Origin of the sequence: Clostridium sp. CMCC3677 (assembly GCF_023845585.1) — a bacterium.
GTDB classification, from domain to species: Bacteria; Bacillota; Clostridia; order Clostridiales; family Clostridiaceae; genus Clostridium; species Clostridium aquiflavi.
On sequence record NZ_JAMQHS010000008.1, the window covers coordinates 106582 to 129065 of the forward strand.

At 28.3% G+C, this 22484-nt stretch carries 22 protein-coding genes and 1 riboswitch; all 22 genes read left to right on the top strand.

Features of this window, described 5'->3' with window-relative positions:
- Positions 1-71 precede the first annotated feature (71 nt).
- The 22 genes from NG901_RS11305 to gltA all read left to right on the top strand — a co-directional run bounded on the left by NG901_RS11305 (position 72) and on the right by gltA (position 22271).
- The gene (locus NG901_RS11305; RefSeq protein ID WP_252214605.1) at positions 72-1460 is read left to right on the top strand and encodes a nucleobase:cation symporter-2 family protein; all 1389 of its coding nucleotides are present in this window, start codon (positions 72-74) and stop codon (positions 1458-1460) included.
- 234 nt (positions 1461-1694) lie between these two features.
- Positions 1695-2726, top strand: coding sequence for an ABC transporter substrate-binding protein (locus NG901_RS11310; protein ID WP_252214607.1), 1032 nt, complete (start codon positions 1695-1697; stop codon positions 2724-2726).
- A complete protein-coding gene (locus tag NG901_RS11315; protein ID WP_252214608.1) occupies positions 2723-3712 on the top strand; it encodes a FecCD family ABC transporter permease in 990 nt (329 codons plus the stop codon). The genes NG901_RS11310 and NG901_RS11315 overlap by 4 nt, the downstream gene beginning before the upstream one ends.
- Positions 3709-4488: an ABC transporter ATP-binding protein gene (locus NG901_RS11320; RefSeq protein WP_252214610.1), complete on the top strand. Its 780-nt coding sequence runs from the start codon at positions 3709-3711 to the stop codon at positions 4486-4488. Before NG901_RS11315 ends, NG901_RS11320 begins: the two co-directional genes overlap by 4 nt.
- Before the next feature lie 73 nt (positions 4489-4561).
- Positions 4562-5377 carry a selenium cofactor biosynthesis protein YqeC gene (gene yqeC, locus NG901_RS11325; protein ID WP_252214612.1) on the top strand — a complete coding sequence of 272 codons (816 nt, stop codon included), beginning with the start codon at positions 4562-4564 and terminating at the stop codon, positions 5375-5377.
- A gap of 118 nt (positions 5378-5495) precedes the next feature.
- Positions 5496-6284: a selenium-dependent molybdenum cofactor biosynthesis protein YqeB gene (gene yqeB / locus NG901_RS11330; RefSeq protein WP_252214614.1), complete on the top strand. Its 789-nt coding sequence runs from the start codon at positions 5496-5498 to the stop codon at positions 6282-6284.
- Positions 6285-6380: 96 nt separating this feature from the next.
- Positions 6381-7001, top strand: coding sequence for a sulfurtransferase-like selenium metabolism protein YedF (gene yedF / locus NG901_RS11335; protein WP_252214616.1), 621 nt, complete (start codon positions 6381-6383; stop codon positions 6999-7001).
- A gap of 139 nt (positions 7002-7140) precedes the next feature.
- Positions 7141-8178 carry a selenide, water dikinase SelD gene (gene selD / locus NG901_RS11340; protein WP_252214618.1) on the top strand — a complete coding sequence of 346 codons (1038 nt, stop codon included), beginning with the start codon at positions 7141-7143 and terminating at the stop codon, positions 8176-8178.
- Between the two features lie 141 nt (positions 8179-8319).
- The gene (locus NG901_RS11345; protein WP_252214620.1) at positions 8320-9471 is read left to right on the top strand and encodes a double-cubane-cluster-containing anaerobic reductase; all 1152 of its coding nucleotides are present in this window, start codon (positions 8320-8322) and stop codon (positions 9469-9471) included.
- Between the two features lie 45 nt (positions 9472-9516).
- Positions 9517-10281 (top strand): acyl-CoA dehydratase activase, encoded by a 765-nt coding sequence (locus NG901_RS11350; protein WP_252214622.1) that lies wholly within the window; start codon positions 9517-9519, stop codon positions 10279-10281.
- 51 nt (positions 10282-10332) lie between these two features.
- Complete coding sequence (locus NG901_RS11355) at positions 10333-10932, top strand: nucleotidyltransferase family protein (RefSeq protein WP_252214625.1); 600 nt, start codon at positions 10333-10335, stop codon at positions 10930-10932.
- Complete coding sequence (locus NG901_RS11360) at positions 10932-11984, top strand: XdhC family protein (protein WP_252214628.1); 1053 nt, start codon at positions 10932-10934, stop codon at positions 11982-11984. The genes NG901_RS11355 and NG901_RS11360 overlap by 1 nt, the downstream gene beginning before the upstream one ends.
- A 263-nt stretch (positions 11985-12247) precedes the next feature.
- Positions 12248-13060, top strand: coding sequence for a cobalt ECF transporter T component CbiQ (gene cbiQ, locus NG901_RS11365; RefSeq protein WP_252214631.1), 813 nt, complete (start codon positions 12248-12250; stop codon positions 13058-13060).
- 11 nt (positions 13061-13071) lie between these two features.
- Positions 13072-13905 (top strand): energy-coupling factor ABC transporter ATP-binding protein, encoded by an 834-nt coding sequence (locus tag NG901_RS11370; RefSeq protein WP_252214634.1) that lies wholly within the window; start codon positions 13072-13074, stop codon positions 13903-13905.
- Positions 13906-14016: 111 nt separating this feature from the next.
- A riboswitch (cobalamin riboswitch) is annotated at positions 14017-14201 on the top strand.
- Between the two features lie 144 nt (positions 14202-14345).
- On the top strand, positions 14346-15092 hold the full coding sequence (locus NG901_RS11375; RefSeq protein WP_252214636.1) for an energy-coupling factor ABC transporter permease: 747 nt from the start codon (positions 14346-14348) through the stop codon (positions 15090-15092).
- Between the two features lie 2 nt (positions 15093-15094).
- Positions 15095-15415, top strand: coding sequence for an energy-coupling factor ABC transporter substrate-binding protein (locus NG901_RS11380; protein WP_252214639.1), 321 nt, complete (start codon positions 15095-15097; stop codon positions 15413-15415).
- 617 nt (positions 15416-16032) lie between these two features.
- The gene (locus tag NG901_RS11385; RefSeq protein WP_252214889.1) at positions 16033-16194 is read left to right on the top strand and encodes a hypothetical protein; all 162 of its coding nucleotides are present in this window, start codon (positions 16033-16035) and stop codon (positions 16192-16194) included.
- A 71-nt stretch (positions 16195-16265) separates the two neighbouring features.
- Positions 16266-16400, top strand: a complete 135-nt coding sequence (locus NG901_RS17185) for a hypothetical protein (RefSeq protein WP_012422723.1) — start codon at positions 16266-16268, stop codon at positions 16398-16400.
- A gap of 300 nt (positions 16401-16700) precedes the next feature.
- On the top strand, positions 16701-18641 hold the full coding sequence (locus tag NG901_RS11390) for a sigma-54-dependent Fis family transcriptional regulator (RefSeq protein ID WP_252214642.1): 1941 nt from the start codon (positions 16701-16703) through the stop codon (positions 18639-18641).
- Between the two features lie 254 nt (positions 18642-18895).
- Positions 18896-19969 (top strand): 2,3-butanediol dehydrogenase, encoded by a 1074-nt coding sequence (locus NG901_RS11395; protein WP_017826274.1) that lies wholly within the window; start codon positions 18896-18898, stop codon positions 19967-19969.
- Between the two features lie 20 nt (positions 19970-19989).
- Positions 19990-20877 carry a sulfide/dihydroorotate dehydrogenase-like FAD/NAD-binding protein gene (locus NG901_RS11400; RefSeq protein WP_252214645.1) on the top strand — a complete coding sequence of 296 codons (888 nt, stop codon included), beginning with the start codon at positions 19990-19992 and terminating at the stop codon, positions 20875-20877.
- A gap of 2 nt (positions 20878-20879) precedes the next feature.
- Positions 20880-22271 (top strand): NADPH-dependent glutamate synthase, encoded by a 1392-nt coding sequence (gltA, locus tag NG901_RS11405; RefSeq protein ID WP_252214647.1) that lies wholly within the window; start codon positions 20880-20882, stop codon positions 22269-22271.
- The last annotated feature ends 213 nt before the right edge of the window (positions 22272-22484 follow it).

Here is a 22484-nt window from a genome sequence, read left to right on the forward strand (position 1 = left end):
ATAGATGAGTATATATTCTAAAAAATATATTACTTAAATGTATATAAATAAGTTTATAGGAGGTATTTTTAATGTCATCAGAAAATAACACCAAAACAGTTGATAAAGTAAATGAAATGTTACCTATTGGTCAATTAGCAACTTTTGGCTTACAACATGTTCTAGCTATGTATGCAGGAGCTGTTGCAGTTCCACTAATAATTGGAGCTGCTGTAGGCTTAAGTCCGGAACAACTATCACTCTTAGTAGCTGCAGATCTGTTTACTTGTGGTATAGCAACTTTACTTCAAGCTATAGGTATTGGTAATTTTGCAGGTATTAAGTTACCAGTAATATTAGGTTGTACATTTGCAGCAGTAGGTCCTTTAATTATTATTGGTAAAAGTCTTGGTATGGATTATGCTTATGGATCAATAATAGTTGGAGCTATAGTTGTAATACTAATAGCTCCTTTATATGGAAAACTATTAAAATTTTTTCCTACTGTAGTTACTGGTTCAGTTGTAACAATTATTGGATTATCTTTGATTAATGTTGGAATTACTAGTTGCGGTGGCGGTGCTAATGCAACTGATTTTGGTAGTGTACGTAATATACTTCTTTCTATCTTTGTAATGTTAGTTATTCTTATATCTAATAAATATTTAAAAGGTTTCTTTCAATCTATTGCTGTATTAAATGGTATTATTCTCGGAACAATTGTAGGAGCATTTATGGGAATGGTAGACTTCTCAGTTGTTTCAGAAGCTAAATGGATAAGCTTTGTTAAACCATTTACTTTTGGTATTCCTAAATTTAATGCTGGTGCAGTATTCATGATGACATTAGTTATGGTGGTTGTTATGATTGAGTCAACAGGTACATTTTTAGGTGTTTCTAAGCTTTGTGATAAGAAATTAAATGAGAAAGATATTGTAAAAGGTCTAAGAGCAGAAGGTATTGCAACTATTTTAGGTGGCATATTTAATTCATTTCCTTATACAACATTTAATCAAAATCTTGGTTTACTTTCATTAAGTAAAGTATTTAGCAGATTTGTAGTAGTTGCTTCAGGTATCATACTTATGGCATTAGGACTTATACCTAAATTTGCAGCTTTAGCAACTATAATTCCTCAACCTGTAATTGGTGGTGCTACTACAATAATGTTTGGTACTGTTGCTGTTGCTGGTATTAAAATGTTACTTGATATAGATTTGGAAAAAAATTCTAATGTTTTGATAGTAGCGACTTCTTTAGCAGTTGGATTAGGAATAACTGCTGTACCAACTTTATTATCTCAAACACCTCAATTTGTACAATCAATCTTTGGAAGTGGAATAGTTTCAGGTTCAATAGTTGCGATAGTTTTAAATGCATGGTTAAACTATGGTGAGGCTGAAAGTAATTTTAGTGATAATTGTGATGATGATAATCATATTAAATTAAAAGATAGACAGGAGTGTAAAATAAAAAGTTAACTATAATAAATTTACATTTAGATTATAGTAAATATAGAAAATTAATAAATATCAAATTACAAAAAATAAAAGTTTATATCAAACCTAGTATTTTTATTTATATTAGGTTTGATTAAAAATAAAATATATTGAAAAATAAATCATATTTTATACATAATTGCAAAATTTATACTGGGAACATAAGAATAAATATGTAATAATGTAATTAAAATACAAATAAGGAAGGGGTACCATATGAGAAAATTAAAAAAAGTTTCATCAGTAATACTAGCATTTATATTAATAACAACTTTTTTTATTGGATGTGGAAAAAGTAAAGAAGTAACAAGTAATGTGGATAAAACTATTACTGTTGAAGATCAATTAGGAAGAAAAGTAGAGATAAAAAGTGACGTAAATAAGATAGTTTCAAGTTATCCTATTACAACCTCACTTTTGTTAGCTTTAGGCCTTAAAGATAAACTTGCAGGTGTTGAAATGAACCCTAAGGTTAGAGAACTTTATAGGAGGATTGCACCAGAATTTTTAGATAAGCCACAAGTTAGTTCAGCTAAAAGTGTAAATGTAGAAGAATGTGCAAAGATAAATCCAGATTTAGTTATAATTCCAACTAGAACTAAAGAAATGATTCCAAAGTTTGAAGAACTTAATATTCCAGTTATAGCTGTAGAACCAGAGTCATTAGATTCATTTTTAAATTGTGTAAAGCTTTTGGGCAAATCTACTAATACAGAAGATAGAGCAAATGAAATAGTAAAATATTACGAAGATAATTTAGAAAAAATAAAGAAAATAAATGAGAATAATACTAATAGACCTAAGGTTTATTTATCAGGAAGTGCAAATGTTTTAAGAACATGTACATCAAAAATGTACCAAAATTATATGATAGAAGCTTCTGGTGGAAATAATGTAACTTCATCTCTTGAAGATGGTCATTGGGTAAATATATCAGCTGAACAATTGTTAGCTTATAATCCAGATATAATTTATATAGTTCAATACGCAAAATATAATGTAGAAGATGTTCTTAATGATGAAAGATTAAAAGACGTGAATGCAATAAAAAATAAGAAAGTCTTTGTTATTCCATCAGTAATAGAACCTTGGGATTATCCAACTCCATCATCAATTCTAGGTATTCTTTGGATGACAAATAATATTAATCCAGATAAATATTCAACAGAAGAATTTGAAAAGACAGCAAAAGATTTTTATAAAAAATTCTTTAATTTAGAAGTAGATAATAAGGATATTGGAATATGAATTTAAAATATTCCAAAGTGATAAGCAGTATTGTTTTATTGTTGTTAATAATTATCTCTCTATTAATAGGTAGATACCATATTAAACCAATAGATATAATAAACACCATGTTACATGGACAATCTCATTCATTAGAATTTAATTTAATATGGAACATAAGATTTTCAAGGGTAGTATTAGTTTCAATAAGTGGAGCTGCATTAGCACTATCCGGAATTGTTTATCAAAGTATTTTTCAAAATCCTATAGTATCTGCTGATGTACTTGGCGTAAGTTCAGGAGCTTCGCTAGGTGCAGCAATTGCCATAGTATTTTTACCTTTTTCGCCAATAATAATTCAAGTAATGGCATTTGTTTTTGGAATAGGGGCAGTTATTTTCTCATTGCTGTTATCTAGGCAAATGAGAAGTAATAGAATATTAGCTCTTATTATAGCGGGAATTGTAACTGGTGCAATATCATCATCATTTTTAATGATAATAAAGTATTTAGCAGATCCATATAAAGAATTGCCATCAATAGACTTTTGGTTAATGGGTGGGTTTTATAATAGCACATGGAAAAGTGTGATTTATGTATTTATATTAACAACTATATCAGCAATAATATTATTTTTATTAAGATGGAAATTAAAAGTACTTACTATGGGAGATGACCAAGCAAAACTATTAGGAGTAAATGTTAAGGTTATTAGAATAATTGCTATATTTTCAGCAACTCTTTTAGTATCAACTGTAGTTTCAGTAGCAGGTATTATAAGCTGGATAGGTTTACTAGCACCTCATATAGTAAAGTTTTATGCTAAAGATGATATATCAGAGGTTATGGGATTAACTATGGTAGTTGGAGCAACAATCCTTATAATAGCAGATACTATTGCAAGGAGTTTAACTTCAGTAGAAATTCCAGTTAGTATATTAACTTCGTTAGTTGGTGCACCATTTTTAGTTTATATTCTTAATCGAAAGGAAAATACTATTAGATGAAAAACGATTTAGAAATAAATAATTTAACTGTTAAATATTCAAATAAAACAGTACTAAAAGATATCAATTTAGCACTTAATAAAGGTGAAGTTACAATACTTTTAGGATTAAATGGAGCTGGAAAAACTACCTTATTAAAGTCTATGATTGGACTTATGAAAAGAACTACTGGTGAAGTAATTTATGATAATAAGGATATATTAAAACTTTCGAATAAAGAGAGAGGAAAATTAATATCTTACATTCCTCAAAATTTGCATACAAGCCAGAATTATAGTGTACAAGATGTAATTCTTATGGGGATTACACCATACCTTGGAATGTTTGATATGCCAAGTAAAGAGCATCATGAATTAGTTAAAGATATTTTAAAAAAATTAAATATAGAATATTTAAAAGATAAGTATATAAGTGAAATAAGTGGTGGAGAAAGAAGGCTAGTTTATTTAGCAAGAATATTTATTCAAAATTCTAATATCATACTTTTGGATGAACCAAATACTTTTTTAGATTATGTAAAACAGCATGAATTTTTTAAATTTATCAGTGATTTGATAAGAAAAAATAATCTAATTAATTTAATTACAGTACATGACATTAATTTAGCACTAAGATATGCAGATAAGATAGTTATATTAAGTTCTAATGAAATAGTTGATGTTATAGATTGTAAAGTTAATGGGTATGAGAAAAAATTTGTGAGTTTGATGGAAAGAATCTACAATAAAAAACTTGAAATTGCTTATACAAAATTTGGTCCAGTTATAGTTTGTTAGTATGGAATATAGTAAGTTAACATAATAAAGTTTAACATTTTAAAACTGCATAAAGGAGATAAGTTAACATAATATGAAAATTTTTAAATGCAAGAATATGAAAATAGATAATGTAACATCGCTAATACAAGCCTTAAATATAGATATTAATAAAAAAATGATAATTTCATTTGTTGGCGGTGGTGGTAAGACAAGTTCAATATATGAATTAGGATCTGAATTAATTAAATTAGGTAAGAAGGTCATTATAACGACTACAACTCATATGCAGATGCCTGAAAAAAATTTTGTTTTAACAGATAAAGAGAATGACATTTTAAATTTATTAAATACTGAAAAGATGATTACTGTAGGACAAAAATGTATTAAGAAGTCTGATGAGGATAAATATAGAAATCTAACTCGTAAAGAAAATACTATATGTGATAAAAATAAAGGTAGAGAAAAAATACAAGGCTTTTCAATTGAATCTACTAAAAACCTAATAGAATATTGTGATTTTTTATTGATAGAAGCAGATGGAGCAAAAAGATTGCCATTAAAAATGCCAGCAAATCATGAACCGGTAATACTAGAAGAAAGTAATTTAGTTATAGGGGTATGTGGTATTGATGCAGTAGGTCAAAGTATTAAAGAAATATGTCATAGAAAAGAATTAGTTACAGAGTTTTTAAATGTAGATGAAGAACATAAAATCAATGAAGAAGGTATAGCTAAGATTTTATCAAGTGAAAAAGGTCAAAAGAAAAATGTTAAGTGTGATTATAAAGTGATTGTAAATAAAGTGGACGATGAAGAAAAATTAAATATAGCTAAGAATATTTTTAATGAATTTTTAAAGCTAGGAATTAATGAATTAATATTCACAACTTTTAAAGGTGATATTTAAAAGTATAAAGTTTTAACGGAATGTGATATATGCATAAGAAAAAGTGGACTGAGTAATTAAATCAGTTCATAAAAATTTAAGGTATATAGTTTATAAATATTAAAAGGAGTATGGAACTATGATAGTAATAAAGGGTGCTGGAGACTTGGCAACTGGAGTTGCCACTAGGTTAAAAAAATGTGGATTTGATATAGTTATGACAGAAATTTCACAGCCAACTACAGTAAGAAGAACAGTAGCCTTTTCGCAAGTTGTTTATGATGAAAAAGTAGAGGTTGAAGGGATAACAGCAGTGCTTGCTTCAAATAAAGAAGACATAAATAAGATTGTTGAAGAAGGAAGAGTAGCAGTTTTAGTTGATGAAAAAGCAAAGATAATAGATGAAATTGAGCCTGAAATAATAATTGATGCTATTATAGCTAAGAAAAATTTAGGTACAAAGATTGATGATGCAAATATTGTAATCGCTTTAGGTCCAGGATTTACAGCAGGAATTGATTGTCATTGTGTTATTGAAACAAAAAGAGGTCATTATTTAGGCAAAGCGATATATAAGGGAAGTGCTATACCTAATACAGGAGTTCCAGGTGAAGTAGGTGGTTTTAGTAAAGAGAGAATAATAAGAGCTACAACTGATGGAAAAATAACACCTATATCAAAGATAGGAGATTATGTGAAAAAAGGTGATATTGTAGCATATGTTAATGAAACTCCAGTTTTTGCAAAATTGGATGGTATAGTACGTGGAATGCTTCAAAAAGATGTTAATGTTTTTAAAGGAATGAAAAGTGGAGATATTGATCCAAGATGTGAAAAAAATCATTGTTTTACAATTTCAGATAAAGCTAGATCAATAGGCGGAGGTGTTTTAGAAGCAATTCTGCATTTGAGTAATTTTAAGTTTTAGTAGAATGTTGATATTTGCATACATAAAGCAGACTTAGAAATTTACTTTAAGAATACTAAAAAGCAAATTTAGAAGAGTATATTTAGGAGGATTATTATGAATAAAATAGTTGATGCAAAGGGAAAGAATTGTCCAATACCTGTAATAATGGCTAAGAAGGAAATTGATAATGGAAATGTTAATTTTGTAGTTGAAGTTGATAATAACATAGCTAATGAGAATCTAAAGAAATTAGGAAATAGTATGAGCTTTGAAATAAAATCCCAAGAAGTTAATGGAATATTTAAAGTACATTTTTTTAAGGGTGAAGCAGATAATAATGAATCAGAAATCTGTGAAGAATGTAATGAAATAATAGAAGAAATTAAAAGGGATAAATTAAGTAAATGGTCAATATTTATTGGAAAAGAAATTATAGGTTCTGGAAGTGAAGAGCTTGGAAAGTCTCTTATGAAGATGTATTTTTATACAATGACAGAATCTGATGATTTACCAAAATCAATTTTATTTATGAATGAAGGAGTAAAAATACCAGCATTAAATGAACAAGTTGTAGAGCATCTAAAAGATTTAGAAAAAAAAGGTGTTGAAATATTAGTTTGTGGTACATGCCTTAACTTCTATGGATTAGAAGAAGAATTGAAAGTTGGAAAAGTAAGTAACATGTATGAAATATCTAATTATATGAAAGCATCATCAAAAGTTATTACTTTATAGCATTAGGAAAGTTTTTAGAAGTGTGTTGATATATACATAAGTAGAGTAGATTGAGTACTTTAATGTATTAACATTACATTAAAACATGATCCAAAATCAGAAAAATACTTTGAAGTAATAAGTAAGGGGGAGAGACTATATGTCAAATGATATAAAACTTACGAGTTTAACTAAAAATTCAGGGTGTGCAGCTAAGATAGGACCGGGAGTTCTTCATAGTGTATTAAGTAGTTTACCTAAGTTTGAAGATGAAAATTTAATTGTAGGATTTGATACAAGTGATGATGCTTGTGTATACAAAATTAATGATGATACGGTAGTGATAAAAACAGTAGATTTTTTTCCGCCAATGGTAGATGATCCATATACTTTTGGACAAGTTGCAGCAGCTAATGCCCTTAGTGATGTTTATGCTATGGGTGGAAATCCTTCAATAGCAATGAATTTAATTTGTTTTCCTTCTTGTTTAGATATATCAATTATGCGTGAGATACTTGCAGGAGGTTACGATAAGGTAAAAGAAGCTGGAGCAGTAATTGCAGGCGGGCACACTATAGCTGATCCAACACCTAAATATGGACTTTGTGTAAGTGGATTTGCACGTCCAGAAGAAATACTTTCAAATAGCAATGCTAAAACTGGAGATGTACTTGTACTTACTAAACCTTTAGGAATTGGAATTATGAATACTGCGGCAAAGGCAGAATTAATAGATGAAAAGAAAATTAAAGAAGTTACATCAATAATGTCTACATTAAATAAGTATGCTAAGGAATGTACTTTAGGATTAGAGATTCATTCATGTACTGATGTTACAGGATTTGGACTTGTTGGTCATAGTTATGAAATGGCGAGTGGAAGTAAAAAGACGATAGAGCTTTTTAGTAAATCTGTACCAATTATAGATGGAGCATTAGATTATGCAAAAATGGGAATTATACCTGAGGGTATGTACAATAACCTTGATTATTTAAAAGATAAGTTTGCAGTAGGGGCTAATATATCACAAGAGTTACAAGATGTATTGATAGATCCACAAACATCAGGAGGGTTATTACTTTCACTTCCAGAAAAACATGCAAAAGAATTTTTGTCAAGAATGGAAAATTTCACTCCATATGCTAGGATAATAGGTCAAGTACTGGATAAGAGTGAAAAGCCTATAATTATTAAATAATTTGGATATGTTTGTAGTGTATTGTTATATGCATAAACAAAAATAGAGTGAGTAATTTAACTTGGAAATCCTAAAATGATTATAATCTAATTTTTAAAATATCAAAATATTAAAAAACATTATAAATAAATGGAGGGTATTATGGAATTACAGAAAAATTTACCAGAAATATTTGAAGAGTTTGCAGAAGGAAGAAGAAATGCATTTATTAAGGCTAAAGAAATTAAAGATAAAAATATACCTTTAATTGGAGCATTTTGTACTTACTTTCCACAGGAATTAGGATTAGCTATGGGGGCAGCTACTGTTTCAGTATGTTCAACATCTGATGAAACTATTGCTGCTGCAGAGCAAGATCTTCCACGTAATTTATGTCCTTTAATAAAATCTAGTTATGGTTTTGCTAAGACTGATAAATGTCCTTTCTTTTTCTTTTCAGATTTAATTGTTGGAGAAACAACTTGCGATGGAAAAAAGAAAATGTATGAATATCTTTCAGAATTTAAACCAGTACATGTTATGGAGCTTCCAAATTCTCAACGTGAAGATGGATTAGAATTATGGAAAAATGAGATTATTAGATTAAAGTCATCTTTAGAAGAAATGTTTAATGTAGAAATAACAGAAGATGATATAAAAAGAGCTATAAAAATAAAAAATAATGAACGTAAAGCATTAAAGAAATTTTATGAATTAGGAAAAAGAGAACCAGTCGCAATATTAGGACAAGACCTGTTTAAAGTTATAAATGGAACAACATTTAGCTTTGATAAAGAAAAAATTCCAGAGCAAATTAATGAGGTAATTGAAAAGATTAATTCTGAATATGAAGCTGAAAAGAAATATGAATCTAAACCTCGTATATTAATAACAGGATGTCCTATTGGTGGTGCAACCGAAAAGGTTATTAAAGCAATTGAAGATAATGGAGCTTATGTAGTTGCTTTTGAAAATTGTAGTGTTGCAAAAGCCGTTGATGAATTAGTAGATGAAGAAAATCCAGATGTTTATGATGCTCTTGCACGTAAATATTTATCTATTGGATGTTCTTGTATGACTCCTAATCCAAATAGAATTAAACTTCTTAATAAAATGATTGATGAATATAAAGTAGATGCTGTAGTTGATGTGATATTAACAGCTTGCCACACATATAATGTTGAGACTTTATCAGTTAAAAGATTTGTAAATGATGAAAAAAGTAAGCCATATATGAGTGTTGAAACTGACTTTTCTCTTAATGATATTGGTCAATTAAATACTAGAATGACTGCATTTATAGAGATGCTTTAGGTTTTAGCAATATACAAATGTTAAGAAGATATGAGGAAATAAATTATGAGTAAATATACTTTAGGAATTGATTCAGGATCAACAACTACTAAAGGTGTATTGTTTGATGGTAAAACAATTATTAGAACAATGCTTGTAAAAACAGCAGCAAAACCGAGGGAAAGTATTTCTAAAATCTATAATGAACTGTACTCTAATAACGTAAAATATACAATAACGACAGGTTATGGTAGAGATTTATTAAAAGAAGCTAATAAAACTATTACAGAAATAACTTGTCATGCAAAAGGGGCAGCATTTCTAAATCCTAGTATTAAAGGCGTTATAGATATAGGAGGACAGGATTCTAAGGCTATTTCATTAGATGAATCATTAAATGTTGTAGATTTTCTAATGAATGATAAATGTGCTGCTGGAACTGGTAGATTTGTTGAAGTTATGATGAGAATTTTAGAGGAAGATATAACTGATATTGATGAGTTTGTAAAAGATAGAAAGCCTGTAAATATAACTAGTATGTGTACTGTTTTTGCAGAGAGTGAAATTATTAGTCTTCTTGCAAAGGATGTTCATAGAGGTGATATTGCCCTTGGAATTATTCATTCAATTTGTAGACGAACAGCTAATTTTGCTCAAAAATTGAATTTAAAAGATGAGATATTTTTTAGTGGTGGACTCGCATCCTCAGAAGTTTTTAGAGCAACACTTGAAAGTTATCTTAAACAAAAAGTATCAATTAATGAATTAAGTCAGTTTGCAGGGGCAATTGGTGCAGCAACTATTGGATATAAAAAATTAAATAAAAAATAATAAGGAGAATTTACACAAAATATTTATTAAGATGTGTAGTTAAAAATTAATATGATGAAAATAAATTTAATATTATTAGCATCAGGGGATAGTACCAGGTTTAGAAGCAATAAGCTATTAACTATTGTTAATAATAAACCAATGTATATGAATGTAATAGATGAGGTTTTAAAAATAAATTTTCATAAAATAGTTTTAGTTACTCAATATGAGGAAATTAAATTAGCTTTGTTAAACAAAAACATTGAAATTGTTATGAATAAAAATAGTGAACTTGGAATATCTCATTCTATTGAGCTTGCAATGAAAAAAGATGTTGAAGCAGATGCATATATGTTTATGGTTTGTGACCAACCATTTATAAAAGCACAAACTATAGAAAATTTGATATTTAGATTCATGGAAAGTAAAAAAGGAATGGCATGTGTTGAGTTTAATGGAAACTTAGGTAATCCAACTATATTTTCAAAAAAATATATTGATGAATTGCTTAATTTAAAAGGTGATGTTGGAGGAAAAGCAGTTATGAAAAAACACCTTGATGATTTAGAAAAAATTTCCATTATTAATGAGATAGAAATTAAGGATATAGATACTAGAGAAGAATTAATTAATATATCCTACAATAATATATATGAGGTAAAAGAGTGATGAAGAAAAAATTTTATAAAGATCTTTTTGAAAAGTTAAATTTAAACAAAGAAGTATTTATAGTAACTGTTATACAGGGATCATATGATGGTAAAAATATAGCAGGACAAAAACTATTTAAAAGCAAGAAATTTATGGCTATAGAAAATGATAATCTTAAAAATTTCTGGGATGAAATTTTAAGTGAAATAGATTTTAATAAAGGCACATATGTTTTAGACCTTGATAATGATATAAAATTGTTTATAGAGTATATTATAGGAAAACCTAATTTAATTGTTTGTGGTGGTGGACATGTTGCCTTACCTTTATGTGAAATGGCAAATTTATTAGAGTTTAATGTTACTGTAATCGACAATAGAGAAGAATTTGCGAATAAAGGAAGATTTCCTATGGCAAGTAATGTTATATGTAAAGATTTTAATGAAGCATTTGAAGAAGTCGAATTTAATAAAAATAGTTATTTTGCTATAGTTACAAGAGGGCATAAATGTGATAGAGAGTGTTTAGAAATAATACTTAAAAATGACTTTTACTATGTTGGAATGATTGGAAGCAAAGGAAAAGTACAATTTGTAATAAGTAGTTTATTAGAAAAAGGATATAAAAAAGAAGACATTGATAAAGTGCATACTCCAATAGGACTTAGCATAGGAGCAAAAACACCAGCAGAAGTAGCGGTAAGTATTTTATCAGAAATAATACAAATAAAAAATGAAAAAATAATAAGTACTATACCAGATGATATTTCTAATACTATATTAAATACAAATGAACCAATGATTTTAACTACAATAATTGAGAAGCATGGATCAGGGCCTAGAGATCCTGGAACAAAAATGCTTATAAAGAAAAATGGTGAATTTATTGGCACTGTTGGCGGTGGAAGTGTTGAATATTCAGTTTATAAAAGGGCATTAAAGTTATTTGAAGAAAAAGAATCTATTTTAGAAGAATATGATTTATCAAATTCTGCTTCTGCAAAACTTGGTATGGCTTGCGGTGGACATATAAAAGTATTTTTTGAATTTATAAATTATAATAACAAATAGTACTAAATAATTAAATACAAAAATAAAAACTCTAGCTAAGGATTAAAATTCTTTTAAGTTAGAGTTTTATTTTATTAAAAAACAAATTATTACTTGTAAGTTATGTAATAGAAAGTATTATTATATTTCATGATAAAGAGATGATGGTATTGCTTGACAATGATATTACTAAATAATTATAATTTTCATAGTTATGATGTGAAATATGAAAAGGAGGATATATTAATGGAAAATAAATAAATTTAAGAGATAGGAATGAAAAAATGAAAATTAAATTAAAAGAAAAATCGCATAATCACTCAGAAGGAATATATTCAATTGACTTTTATGCATACCAATCTCAAATAGGTCATTGGAATTCTATGTTCAAGGTATTATTTGCATTTATTACATTATTATTTTGCATTATTGCAGATAATTTTTATGTATCTTTAACTATTGTATTTACTATGGCTTTTATTACTATATACAAAGGTGGAATTCATTTTCGGGAATATTTGCATCTACTTACTATACCAATGGTTTTTATGATTCTTGGTAGTATTGCAATTGCTATAGGAATATCAACACGACCACTAGGACAATATAATTTGAATTTTCACTGGTTTTATTTATATTCATCAAATGAAAGTATAATAAAAACATTGAAAATTATGATGAAGGCATTTGGAGCAATAAGTGCTATGTATATGATGACTTTATCTACATCAGCTAGTGAAATAATTTCTGTTTTACGTAAACTTCATATACCAAAACTTATCATTGAATTAATGAATATGGTATATAGATTTATATTTATTTTACTAGATGTACAATGCAAAATGAAAAATTCAGCACAATCTAGGTTAGGATATGTTGATTTTAAAACATCTTGTTATTCTTTTGGTAGTACAGCAGGAAATCTTTTGATTGTTTCTTTAAAAAAGGCAAATGCTTATTATGATTCAATGGAGTCTAGATGTTATAATGGTGAGATGAATTTTTTAGAAGAAGATAAAAATATAGAAATAAGTCAAATAGTATTAGCGATAATTTATATGATATGTTTAATAATATTGTGGTTAATAACTAGATAGGAGTAGAGAGTATGAATGAAAGTTCAAATGATGCGATTTTACAGGTGAGAAATTTAAATTATAAATATAACAATGAGAAAGCTGTATTATCAAATGTAAATATTGATATTTATGAAGGTGAAAAAGTAGCCATTCTTGGATCAAATGGAGCAGGTAAATCTACGTTTTTTTTAAATATTAATGGAGTTTTAACACCTAAAAGTGGTGATATTATTTATAGAGGGAAAAAAATATCTAAAAAAGAACTTAATGAATTGAGAAAAAATGTGGGTATTGTATTTCAAGATGCAGATAATCAGATAATTGCTTCAACTGTTTTGGCAGAAGTTTCTTTTGGTCCTATGAATTTAAAATTATCTAAAGAAGAAGTTAAAGAAAGAGTTGAAGAAGCATTATCATATATGAATTTAACAGATTTTAAGAATCGTCCTCCACATTATTTAAGTGGTGGTGAGAAAAAGAGAGTTAGTATTGCAGATATTATTGCAATGAAATCAGAAATTATAATTTTTGATGAACCTACTGCATCATTAGATCCTTTAAATTCAATTATGCTTGAAGAAGTTTTAAAAAAATTATCAGAAGAGAAAAAAACACTTTTAATATCTACTCATGATATAGACTTCGCTTATCGTTGGGCAGAACGTGTTATTGTTTTTGCTAATGGAGAAATTATAGCAGATGGAACACCATTACAAATATTTAAGGATGATAAAATAATAAAATGTGCAAATTTAAAGCGTCCTACTATGCTAGACGTATATGAAATTTTAGTAGATAAAGGCTTAATTAGAAATAATTCCATTTATCCTAAGGATATAGTTGAATTTATTAAAATGTTATAATGTTATATTGAAATTATGTGAATTATAGGATATTAAACCAGATTAAGTTGACAATGTGAATACTTTTACTATAGAATTAAAATTGTTTATAAAAGTAATATGAAAATATTACCATATTATTATAAAAAGGTGCCTGTGGTTTTCTCCGCAGGATAATAGGGAAAAGAGTGAAATTCTCTTACGGTCCCGCCGCTGTATTGGAAGATTTATATTTTATTATGTCACTGGGAAACTGGGAAGACAAAATATAGAGATAATTCTTAAGTCAGAAGACCTGCCTTTTTTATCGGATATATATAGTTACGAGAGATGACTATATATGGACAAGTCTCTTTTAATGTTATTTAATAATGTTATTTAAAGAGATTATTTATGATGCTAGTTTGATGAGTGGGAATCATTGAATGTGGTATCTTTTTTTATTTGAAAGGAGAAATAAAATGAAAGAACAAAAAAACATTAAGAAAATCGCTATTATATTTGCTTTGCTATTTGGAATAACTCCAGCAGTAAATGCGATGCATATTATGGAGGGGTATTTACCAGTTAAGTATTGTGTATCATGGGGAATTATAAGTTTACCATTTTTAATAGCAGGATTTTTTTCTATTAAAAAAACTTTAAGAGAAGATAGGAAATCATTAGTTATTTTAGCAATGTCAGGCGCATTTATATTTGTAATATCATCTTTAAAGATTCCATCAGTTACAGGAAGTTGCTCTCATATGACTGGAACAGGTCTTGGTGCTATTTTATTTGGACCATTTGCTGTTGGGATTTTAGGAATTATAGTATTAATATTTCAAGCAATTTTATTAGCACATGGTGGACTTACTACACTTGGAGCAAACACTTTTTCTATGTCAATTGCAGGACCGATATTATCGTACATAATATATATTATATGCAAAAAGTTAAAAGTAAATAAAAAGTTAGGTATTTTCTTAGCAGCATCTTTAGGAGATTTATTTACTTATTGTATTACTAGCTTACAACTTGCTATTGCTTATCCATCGCCAGATGGTGGAATAGGTGCTTCTGCAATAAAATTTTTAGGTGTTTTTGCACCAACTCAAATACCACTTGCAATTGTTGAAGGTATATTAACAGTTATTGTTATTATTGGATTAGAAACATATGCAAAATCTGAATTAACATCAATTGGATTTATGAAGGAGGGAAAATAATAATGAGTAAAAATAAAAAAACAGTAATAATATTATTAATTATTGCATTAATTATTACTATAGTTCCTCTATTTGCATTAAAAGGTGCTGAATTTGGTGGATCTGATGATGCTGGAAGTGAAATGATAGAAGAAATACATGGAGAATATGAACCTTGGTTTACACCTGTTATGGAAACATGGATTGATGGAGAATTACCAGGCGAAATAGAAAGCCTTCTTTTCTGTGTTCAAACAGGTATAGGTGTCGGAATTTTTGCATTTTTTATGGGTAGATTTGTAGAGAGAAAGAAATGGCAAACAGGTAGTCATAAAGAATGTTAATATGTAATTAAATTCAATAAAATAATCATTTAATAAATTGGCTATGTTTTAGCAGAGTGTTGATATATGAATAAGCAAAGTGGACTGAGTAATTGAACTTAGGAATGCTAAAATGAGTATAGTCCCATTTTAGCTTGCTCCCAATATAAAATTGTGACAAGCAGTAAATATGACAATACTCATTAAGAATTCTCAAAGTCCAATTATAATGTCACTTTACCTATTGCATATATCAACACGCATTTAAAACAGAGCCAATAAATTTAATAGAGCATTAATTAATAGTAGTAGGTAATTTTTTTATTAGAATTATCTACTATTTTTTTATTCTTTAGGAATTTATATTATTAAAAAATTTGTGGATAACTTTTAAAATAATGTGTTTTAAAGGTATTATGAGTACCCCTAAAGAATAAAAAATAATCATATGCCGCACCATTATTCCTGCACTGCGTTTGGAAAGGGCGCATGGCTAAAAAAATCGACGGTTCCAAAGTCGCCTTAGCGATTTTGTTCTTGTAAATAAAGTATAGAGTTACTTAATAGTAAATATTATTCATATAAATACATTATATTTACATAAATGTTATAATAAACATTAAAGAGGAGTGATAATATTGGAGACAAATTATATGGTTATTTTATTTACAATTATAAATATTTTATTAATAGCATTAATTGTAGTAGGGATATTTAAGGGGGTTAAAAAGGTAAGTAATTTTGTAAATAAAGTTGAAAATTTAGATAAAAAAATTGATGATGTTTTAAAGAAATTATAAAAAATATTATGTTAAGTTATTATCAAAAAATATCTTAACATTTAATAAGATTACTTATTAGGGGGATATTTATGGAGAATATGAGTATTATGAGTGGAGCTATAGCATTTGGTATAATTCCAAAGTTAATTTTATGGGTAATGGAAGTTTATGCATTATTTTTAGGGATTAAAGCACTTAAGATTTATATTGATAAGAATTCTTAGAAATAATTCAATATTATATAACAAAAGAGTTAGCAAAAATTTGTCTAACTCTTTTTTAATTAAATTAAGATATTTTATAACAACTAAAATAACTATTCTAAATGTCACTCCATGAAAAAAGGAATACTTTCTGCAAAGAAGTAATTGAAAATTTTAATAAAGTCTTTTTGTTTTTGTGGATGAAGTCCCAAAAAATATTATATTGCTTTCTTAAGTAGTAGTTCATAAATAAATTAAGTATAATAATAGCATGTAATGTTATTTTAAAAATAGTTATATGAGTATTGGAGAAATATATATATGGAAAATTACATGAACTTTATTAATAATGCATGGAAAAAATTTATTGATACTGGAGAAGTAGATAGTAAAGTTAGAAGTGAAATAGCGGAATCATGGATAAGGTGTAGGAAATATGGTGTTGATCCTAACAATGGTAAGGGAAATGTTAAACATCCAGAGATAGATAAATTAATAAAAAGTAATATTGAACTTATTTCAGTAGCTCGACCTATTATGGAAAGTATTTATAGTATGGTTTCTGGATCGGGTTTTGCTTTATTTTTGTCAGATAAAGATGGCTATTTATTAGAGATAATAGGCGATCAAGATATAATGGAGAGGGTTAATGAATTAAACTTTTTAAAAGGAGAATTATGGACAGAAAATATAGTTGGAACTAATGCTATAGGAACAGCACTATATCTTAATAAGCCAGTTCAAACAATAGGTGCAGAACATTATGGAATAAATCAACATTCATGGACTTGTTCAGCATCACCAATTCATGATGAAGACGGAAATTTAATAGGGTGTATAAATATGTCTGGAAATTATTATAATGCTCATTCTCATACTATGGGAATAGTAACAGCTGCAGCTCAGTCAATTCAAAAACAAATGGCTTTAACTATTTCATATAAATTATTAAATGTAACTTTTGATTCTATATCTGAAGGTATGATAGTTATTAATGAAAATATGAAAGTGAAAAGGGTAAATGGAAGAGCATTAGATATATTAAATATATCATTAGAAGAAGCTATGAAAATGAACATTGATAAATTTTTAAATGGGGTACATTTTCATAAATTACTTAAGGAACAGAATAAATCTTTAAATAATATAGAATGGGATTTTCATATTAATGATAGCGTAGTTAAGTGTGTTATAAATGTAGTGCCATTAAATATAAGTGGTAAGAATAATGGGATGGTAATAACTTTTATAGAAGTTAAAAGGGTACATAAATTAGTAAATAAATTTGTAGGATACAAAGCTCAATATAAATTTGATGATATTATGACAACAAATAAAGATATGAAAAAGATGATAGCTTTTGCAAAAAAAGCTGCTGTAAGTGATTGTAATATATTAATTCAAGGAGAAAGTGGAACTGGAAAAGAATTAATAGCACAATCAATACATAATTATAGTGAGCGAGATAAAGGACCATTTGTTGCTGTAAACTGTGCATCAATTCCGAGAGAATTAGTTGAAAGTGAATTATTTGGATATGAAAAAGGTGCTTTTACAGGAGCTTCAAAAGAGGGACACCCAGGAAAATTTGAATTGGCAGATGGAGGAACAATATTTTTAGATGAAATAGGGGAACTTCCGTTAGATACTCAGAGTAAGCTTCTTAGAGTTTTAGATAATGGAAAGATTATAAGGGTTGGAGGAAATTATGAAAAGCAACTAAATGTGAGAGTTATTGGTGCTACAAATAGAATATTAAAAAATGAAATAAATAAACAAAATTTTAGAGAAGATTTATATTATAGATTAAGTGTAATGGAGATAAAAACTATTCCTTTAAGAGATAGAATAGATGATATAAATGTACTTATAAATTATTTTATAGAAAAACTAAATTTAAAAAATAAAGATAAGATTACAAAAATAAATGATTACTATGTAGATGAATTAAAAAAGTATAATTGGCCAGGAAACATAAGAGAACTCAGAAATGTAGTAGAGAGAGACTATTATCTAAGTGATGATGAACTTATAAGTATAAATAATATGAATTATGTAGAGGCAAATAAGAACTTAGAAGAGGAAAAATTTACAGAAGAAGATATAAAAATACTACCTCTTGATTACTTAGAGAGGAATGCTATAAAGGATGCTATAAAAAAATGCAATGGAAATATTCAAATGGCATCAAAGTTACTGAATATAGGAAGAGCTACATTATATAGAAAGATTAAAAAGTATGACATAAGTGTATCAAAATGAGAATGAAAAGAGTAAGTGTATCAAAATGATAAAAATAAATGTATCATATTGATACATTTATTTTTATATATAGATATAATTAAAGTTAATTTTAATATTTTATAAATAAGCTATATAGTTGTAAATACAGAGGTTTTCAATAAATAACTTTATAATTTAATAATTATGTTAAGAATTTGGCATGGATATTGCTATGTAAATATGTATGTTAATTAATTAACAATATATTTAGATATTTAGGGAGGAATTTTAATATGAAAGCAGCATTATGGTATGCAAAGAAAGATGTTAGAGTAGAAGAAATTGAAGAGCCAAAGGTTACAAGCAATGGTGTGAAAATAAAAGTAAAATGGTGTGGGATATGTGGATCAGACTTACATGAATATTTAGGAGGACCTATATTTATTCCAGTAGGACAGCCTCATCCATTAAGTGGAACAACTGCACCAGTAGTTTTAGGTCATGAATTTTCAGGTGATATTGTAGAAGTTGGTGAAAATGTAACAAAGTTTAAGGTTGGAGATAGAGTAATTGTTGAACCTATAGTTGCATGTGGAAAATGTCCAGCATGTTTAGAAGGAAAATATAATTTATGTTCATCTTTAGGATTCCATGGACTTTGTGGAAGTGGTGGAGGACTTGCAGAATATACAGTTTTTCCAGAAGAATTCATACATAAGATACCAGATGAAATGTCTTACGAACAAGCAGCCTTAGTTGAACCAATGGCAGTAGCACTACATTCAATTAGAGTAGGAAACTTTAAAATTGGAGATACAGCGTTAGTATTAGGTTCTGGTCCAATAGGATTAGCAACTATAGAATGTTTAAAAGCAGCAGGTGCAAAATTAGTAGTAGTATTACAAAGAAAATCCATAAGACAAGAATACGCTAAAAGAGCAGGAGCTGATGTTGTATTAGATCCTAATGAAGTTGATATAGCAGAAGAAGTTAAAAAGCTTACAAATGGATTAGGAGTAGATGTAGCATTTGAAACTACAGGAGCTCAAATAGGTTTTGACACAGGTATTAATAGTTTAAAATTTGAAGGAACTATGGTTATAACAAGCATATGGGAAAATGGAGTTACATTTAATCCTAATGCTTTAGTATTTACAGAAAAGAAGATAGTTGGGACATTAGCATATAGACATGAATTCCCAGCAACTATGGCTCAAATGAATGATGGTAGAATAAAAGCTGAAGGATATGTAACTAAGAGAATACACTTAGATGACATAGTAGAAGAAGGATTTGGAGCATTAACAGGTCCAGAAAAGAAGAAACACGTTAAGATATTAGTAACACCAGATAAAGGTCTTTTATAAAAGAATCAGGGGGAACATAAATGTACAAGATAGTTAGTAAAAGAGAGCTTACAAATAATATATTTTTAATGGATATAGAAGCTCCAAGAGTAGCAAAATCAGCACAGCCAGGTCAATTTATTATTATTAAGAATGATGAAAAAGGTGAAAGAGTACCTTTAACTATTGCAGGTTATAATAGAGAAGAAGGAACTGTAAGTATAGTATTTCAAACAGTTGGTAAAAGCACACAAGAACTAGCTCAATATGAAGTTGGTTCTTATGTAGCAGACTTTGTTGGACCATTAGGACAGCCAAGTGAATTTATTCATGAAGATTTAGAAAGCTTAAAAAAGAAAAAGCTAATATTCATTGCTGGGGGAGTAGGTGCTGCACCTGTTTATCCTCAAGTTAAATGGATGCATGATAATGGAATAGATGTAGATGTTATTGTTGGATCTAGAACAAAAAATTTATTAATATTAGAAGAAGAAATGAAAGCAGTAGCTGGAACTCTTTATGTAGCAACTGATGATGGAAGCTATGGATTTAATGGAAGAGTTACTGATTGTTTACAAGGTCTAGTTAATGAAGGAAACAAGTATGACCATGCAGTTGTTATAGGACCTATGATAATGATGAAATTTATGGCAGATTTAACTAAGAAATTAGATATACCAACTACAGTAAGCTTAAATCCTATAATGGTAGACGGAACAGGAATGTGCGGAGCTTGTAGAGTAACTGTTGGTGGTGAAATTAAATTTGCTTGTGTTGATGGACCAGAATTTGATGGCCACTTAATAAATTACGATGAATCAATGAGAAGACAAGCTATGTATAAAACAGAAGAAGGTAAAGCTAAACTAGCATTAGAAGAAGGTAATACTCATAGTCATGGTGGCTGTGGTTGCAGAGGTGATAAGTAATAATGGATATGAAAGAGAGAATGGTAAGAGTACCTGTAAGAGAACAAAATCCAAAAGTTAGAGCAACAAATTTTGAAGAAGTTTGTTTAGGATACAATGAAGAAGAAGCGATTAAAGAAGCTTCAAGATGTTTAAATTGTAAAAATCCTAAATGTGTAGAAGGCTGTCCAGTATCTATTAATATTCCAGGATTTATTTCACATGTTAAAGAAGGTAACTTTGAAGAATCAGCAAAAGAAGTTTCAAAGTATAGTGCACTACCAGCAGTATGTGGTAGAGTATGTCCTCAAGAAAGCCAATGTGAAGGAAAATGTGTTTTGGGAATAAAAGGTGATTCAGTATCAATTGGTAAGCTTGAAAGATTTACAGCTGATTGGGCAAGTTCTAATAACGTAGATTTAAGTGAAACAGCATCTAAAAATGGAATAAAAGTAGCTGTTATAGGAAGTGGCCCATCAGGACTAACTTGCGCAGGAGATTTAGCTAAAAAAGGATATGATGTTACTATATTTGAAGCACTTCATAAAGCGGGTGGGGTTTTAGAATATGGTATACCAGAATTCAGACTTCCAAAAGAAAAAGTAGTTAAAAATGAAGTTGATAATATAAGAAAACTTGGCGTTAAGATTGAAACTAATGTTATTGTAGGTAGAACAATAACAATTGATGAACTTTTTGAAGAAGAAGGTTTCAAAGCAGTATTTATAGGTTCAGGAGCAGGACTTCCTAAATTCATGGGAATAGAAGGAGAAAATGCAAATGGAGTATGTTCTGCAAATGAGTTCTTAACAAGAGTAAATTTAATGAAAGCAGCAGTTGATGGATATGATACACCTGTTAGAGCTGGTAAAAAAGTTGCTATAGTTGGTGGCGGAAATGTTGCTATGGATGCAGCAAGAACTGCATTAAGACTTGGAGCAGAAAGTCATATAGTATACAGAAGAGGTGAATCAGAACTTCCAGCAAGAGTTGAAGAAGTACATCATGCTAAAGAGGAAGGTGTAATCTTTGATGTTTTAACTAATCCAAAAGAAATATTAGTAGATGAAAATGGATGGGTTAAAGGAATGAAATGCATTAAGATGGAACTTGGAGAGCCGGATGAATCTGGAAGAAGAAGTCCAGTTGAAATTGCAGGATCAGAATTTATTATTGATGTAGATACTGTAATAATGTCACTTGGAACATCACCAAATCCATTAATATCTTCAACAACTAAAGGATTAGAAATAAATAAGAGAAGATGTATAATTGCTGAAGATGAAACTGGATTAACATCAAAAGAAGGTGTTTATGCTGGAGGAGATGCAGTAACTGGTGCTGCAACAGTAATTCTTGCTATGGGAGCAGGAAAAAAAGCAGCTAAGGCAATTGATGAATACTTAACTAAATAATTTAGATATATTGAACTAAGCACACACTTATAAAAAGTCCTTTACTTAATAAAATGAGTAAAGGACTTTTTTTATAACTATTTTTATATAGTATTGTATAATATGATAATTATTTAAAAATAAATATAATTGAGTAAATATTAAATAATAATAAAATTTTAGCTATAAAAATAAAATTCTACAAAAAACGACCAATTTAGTAAAAACTATTTA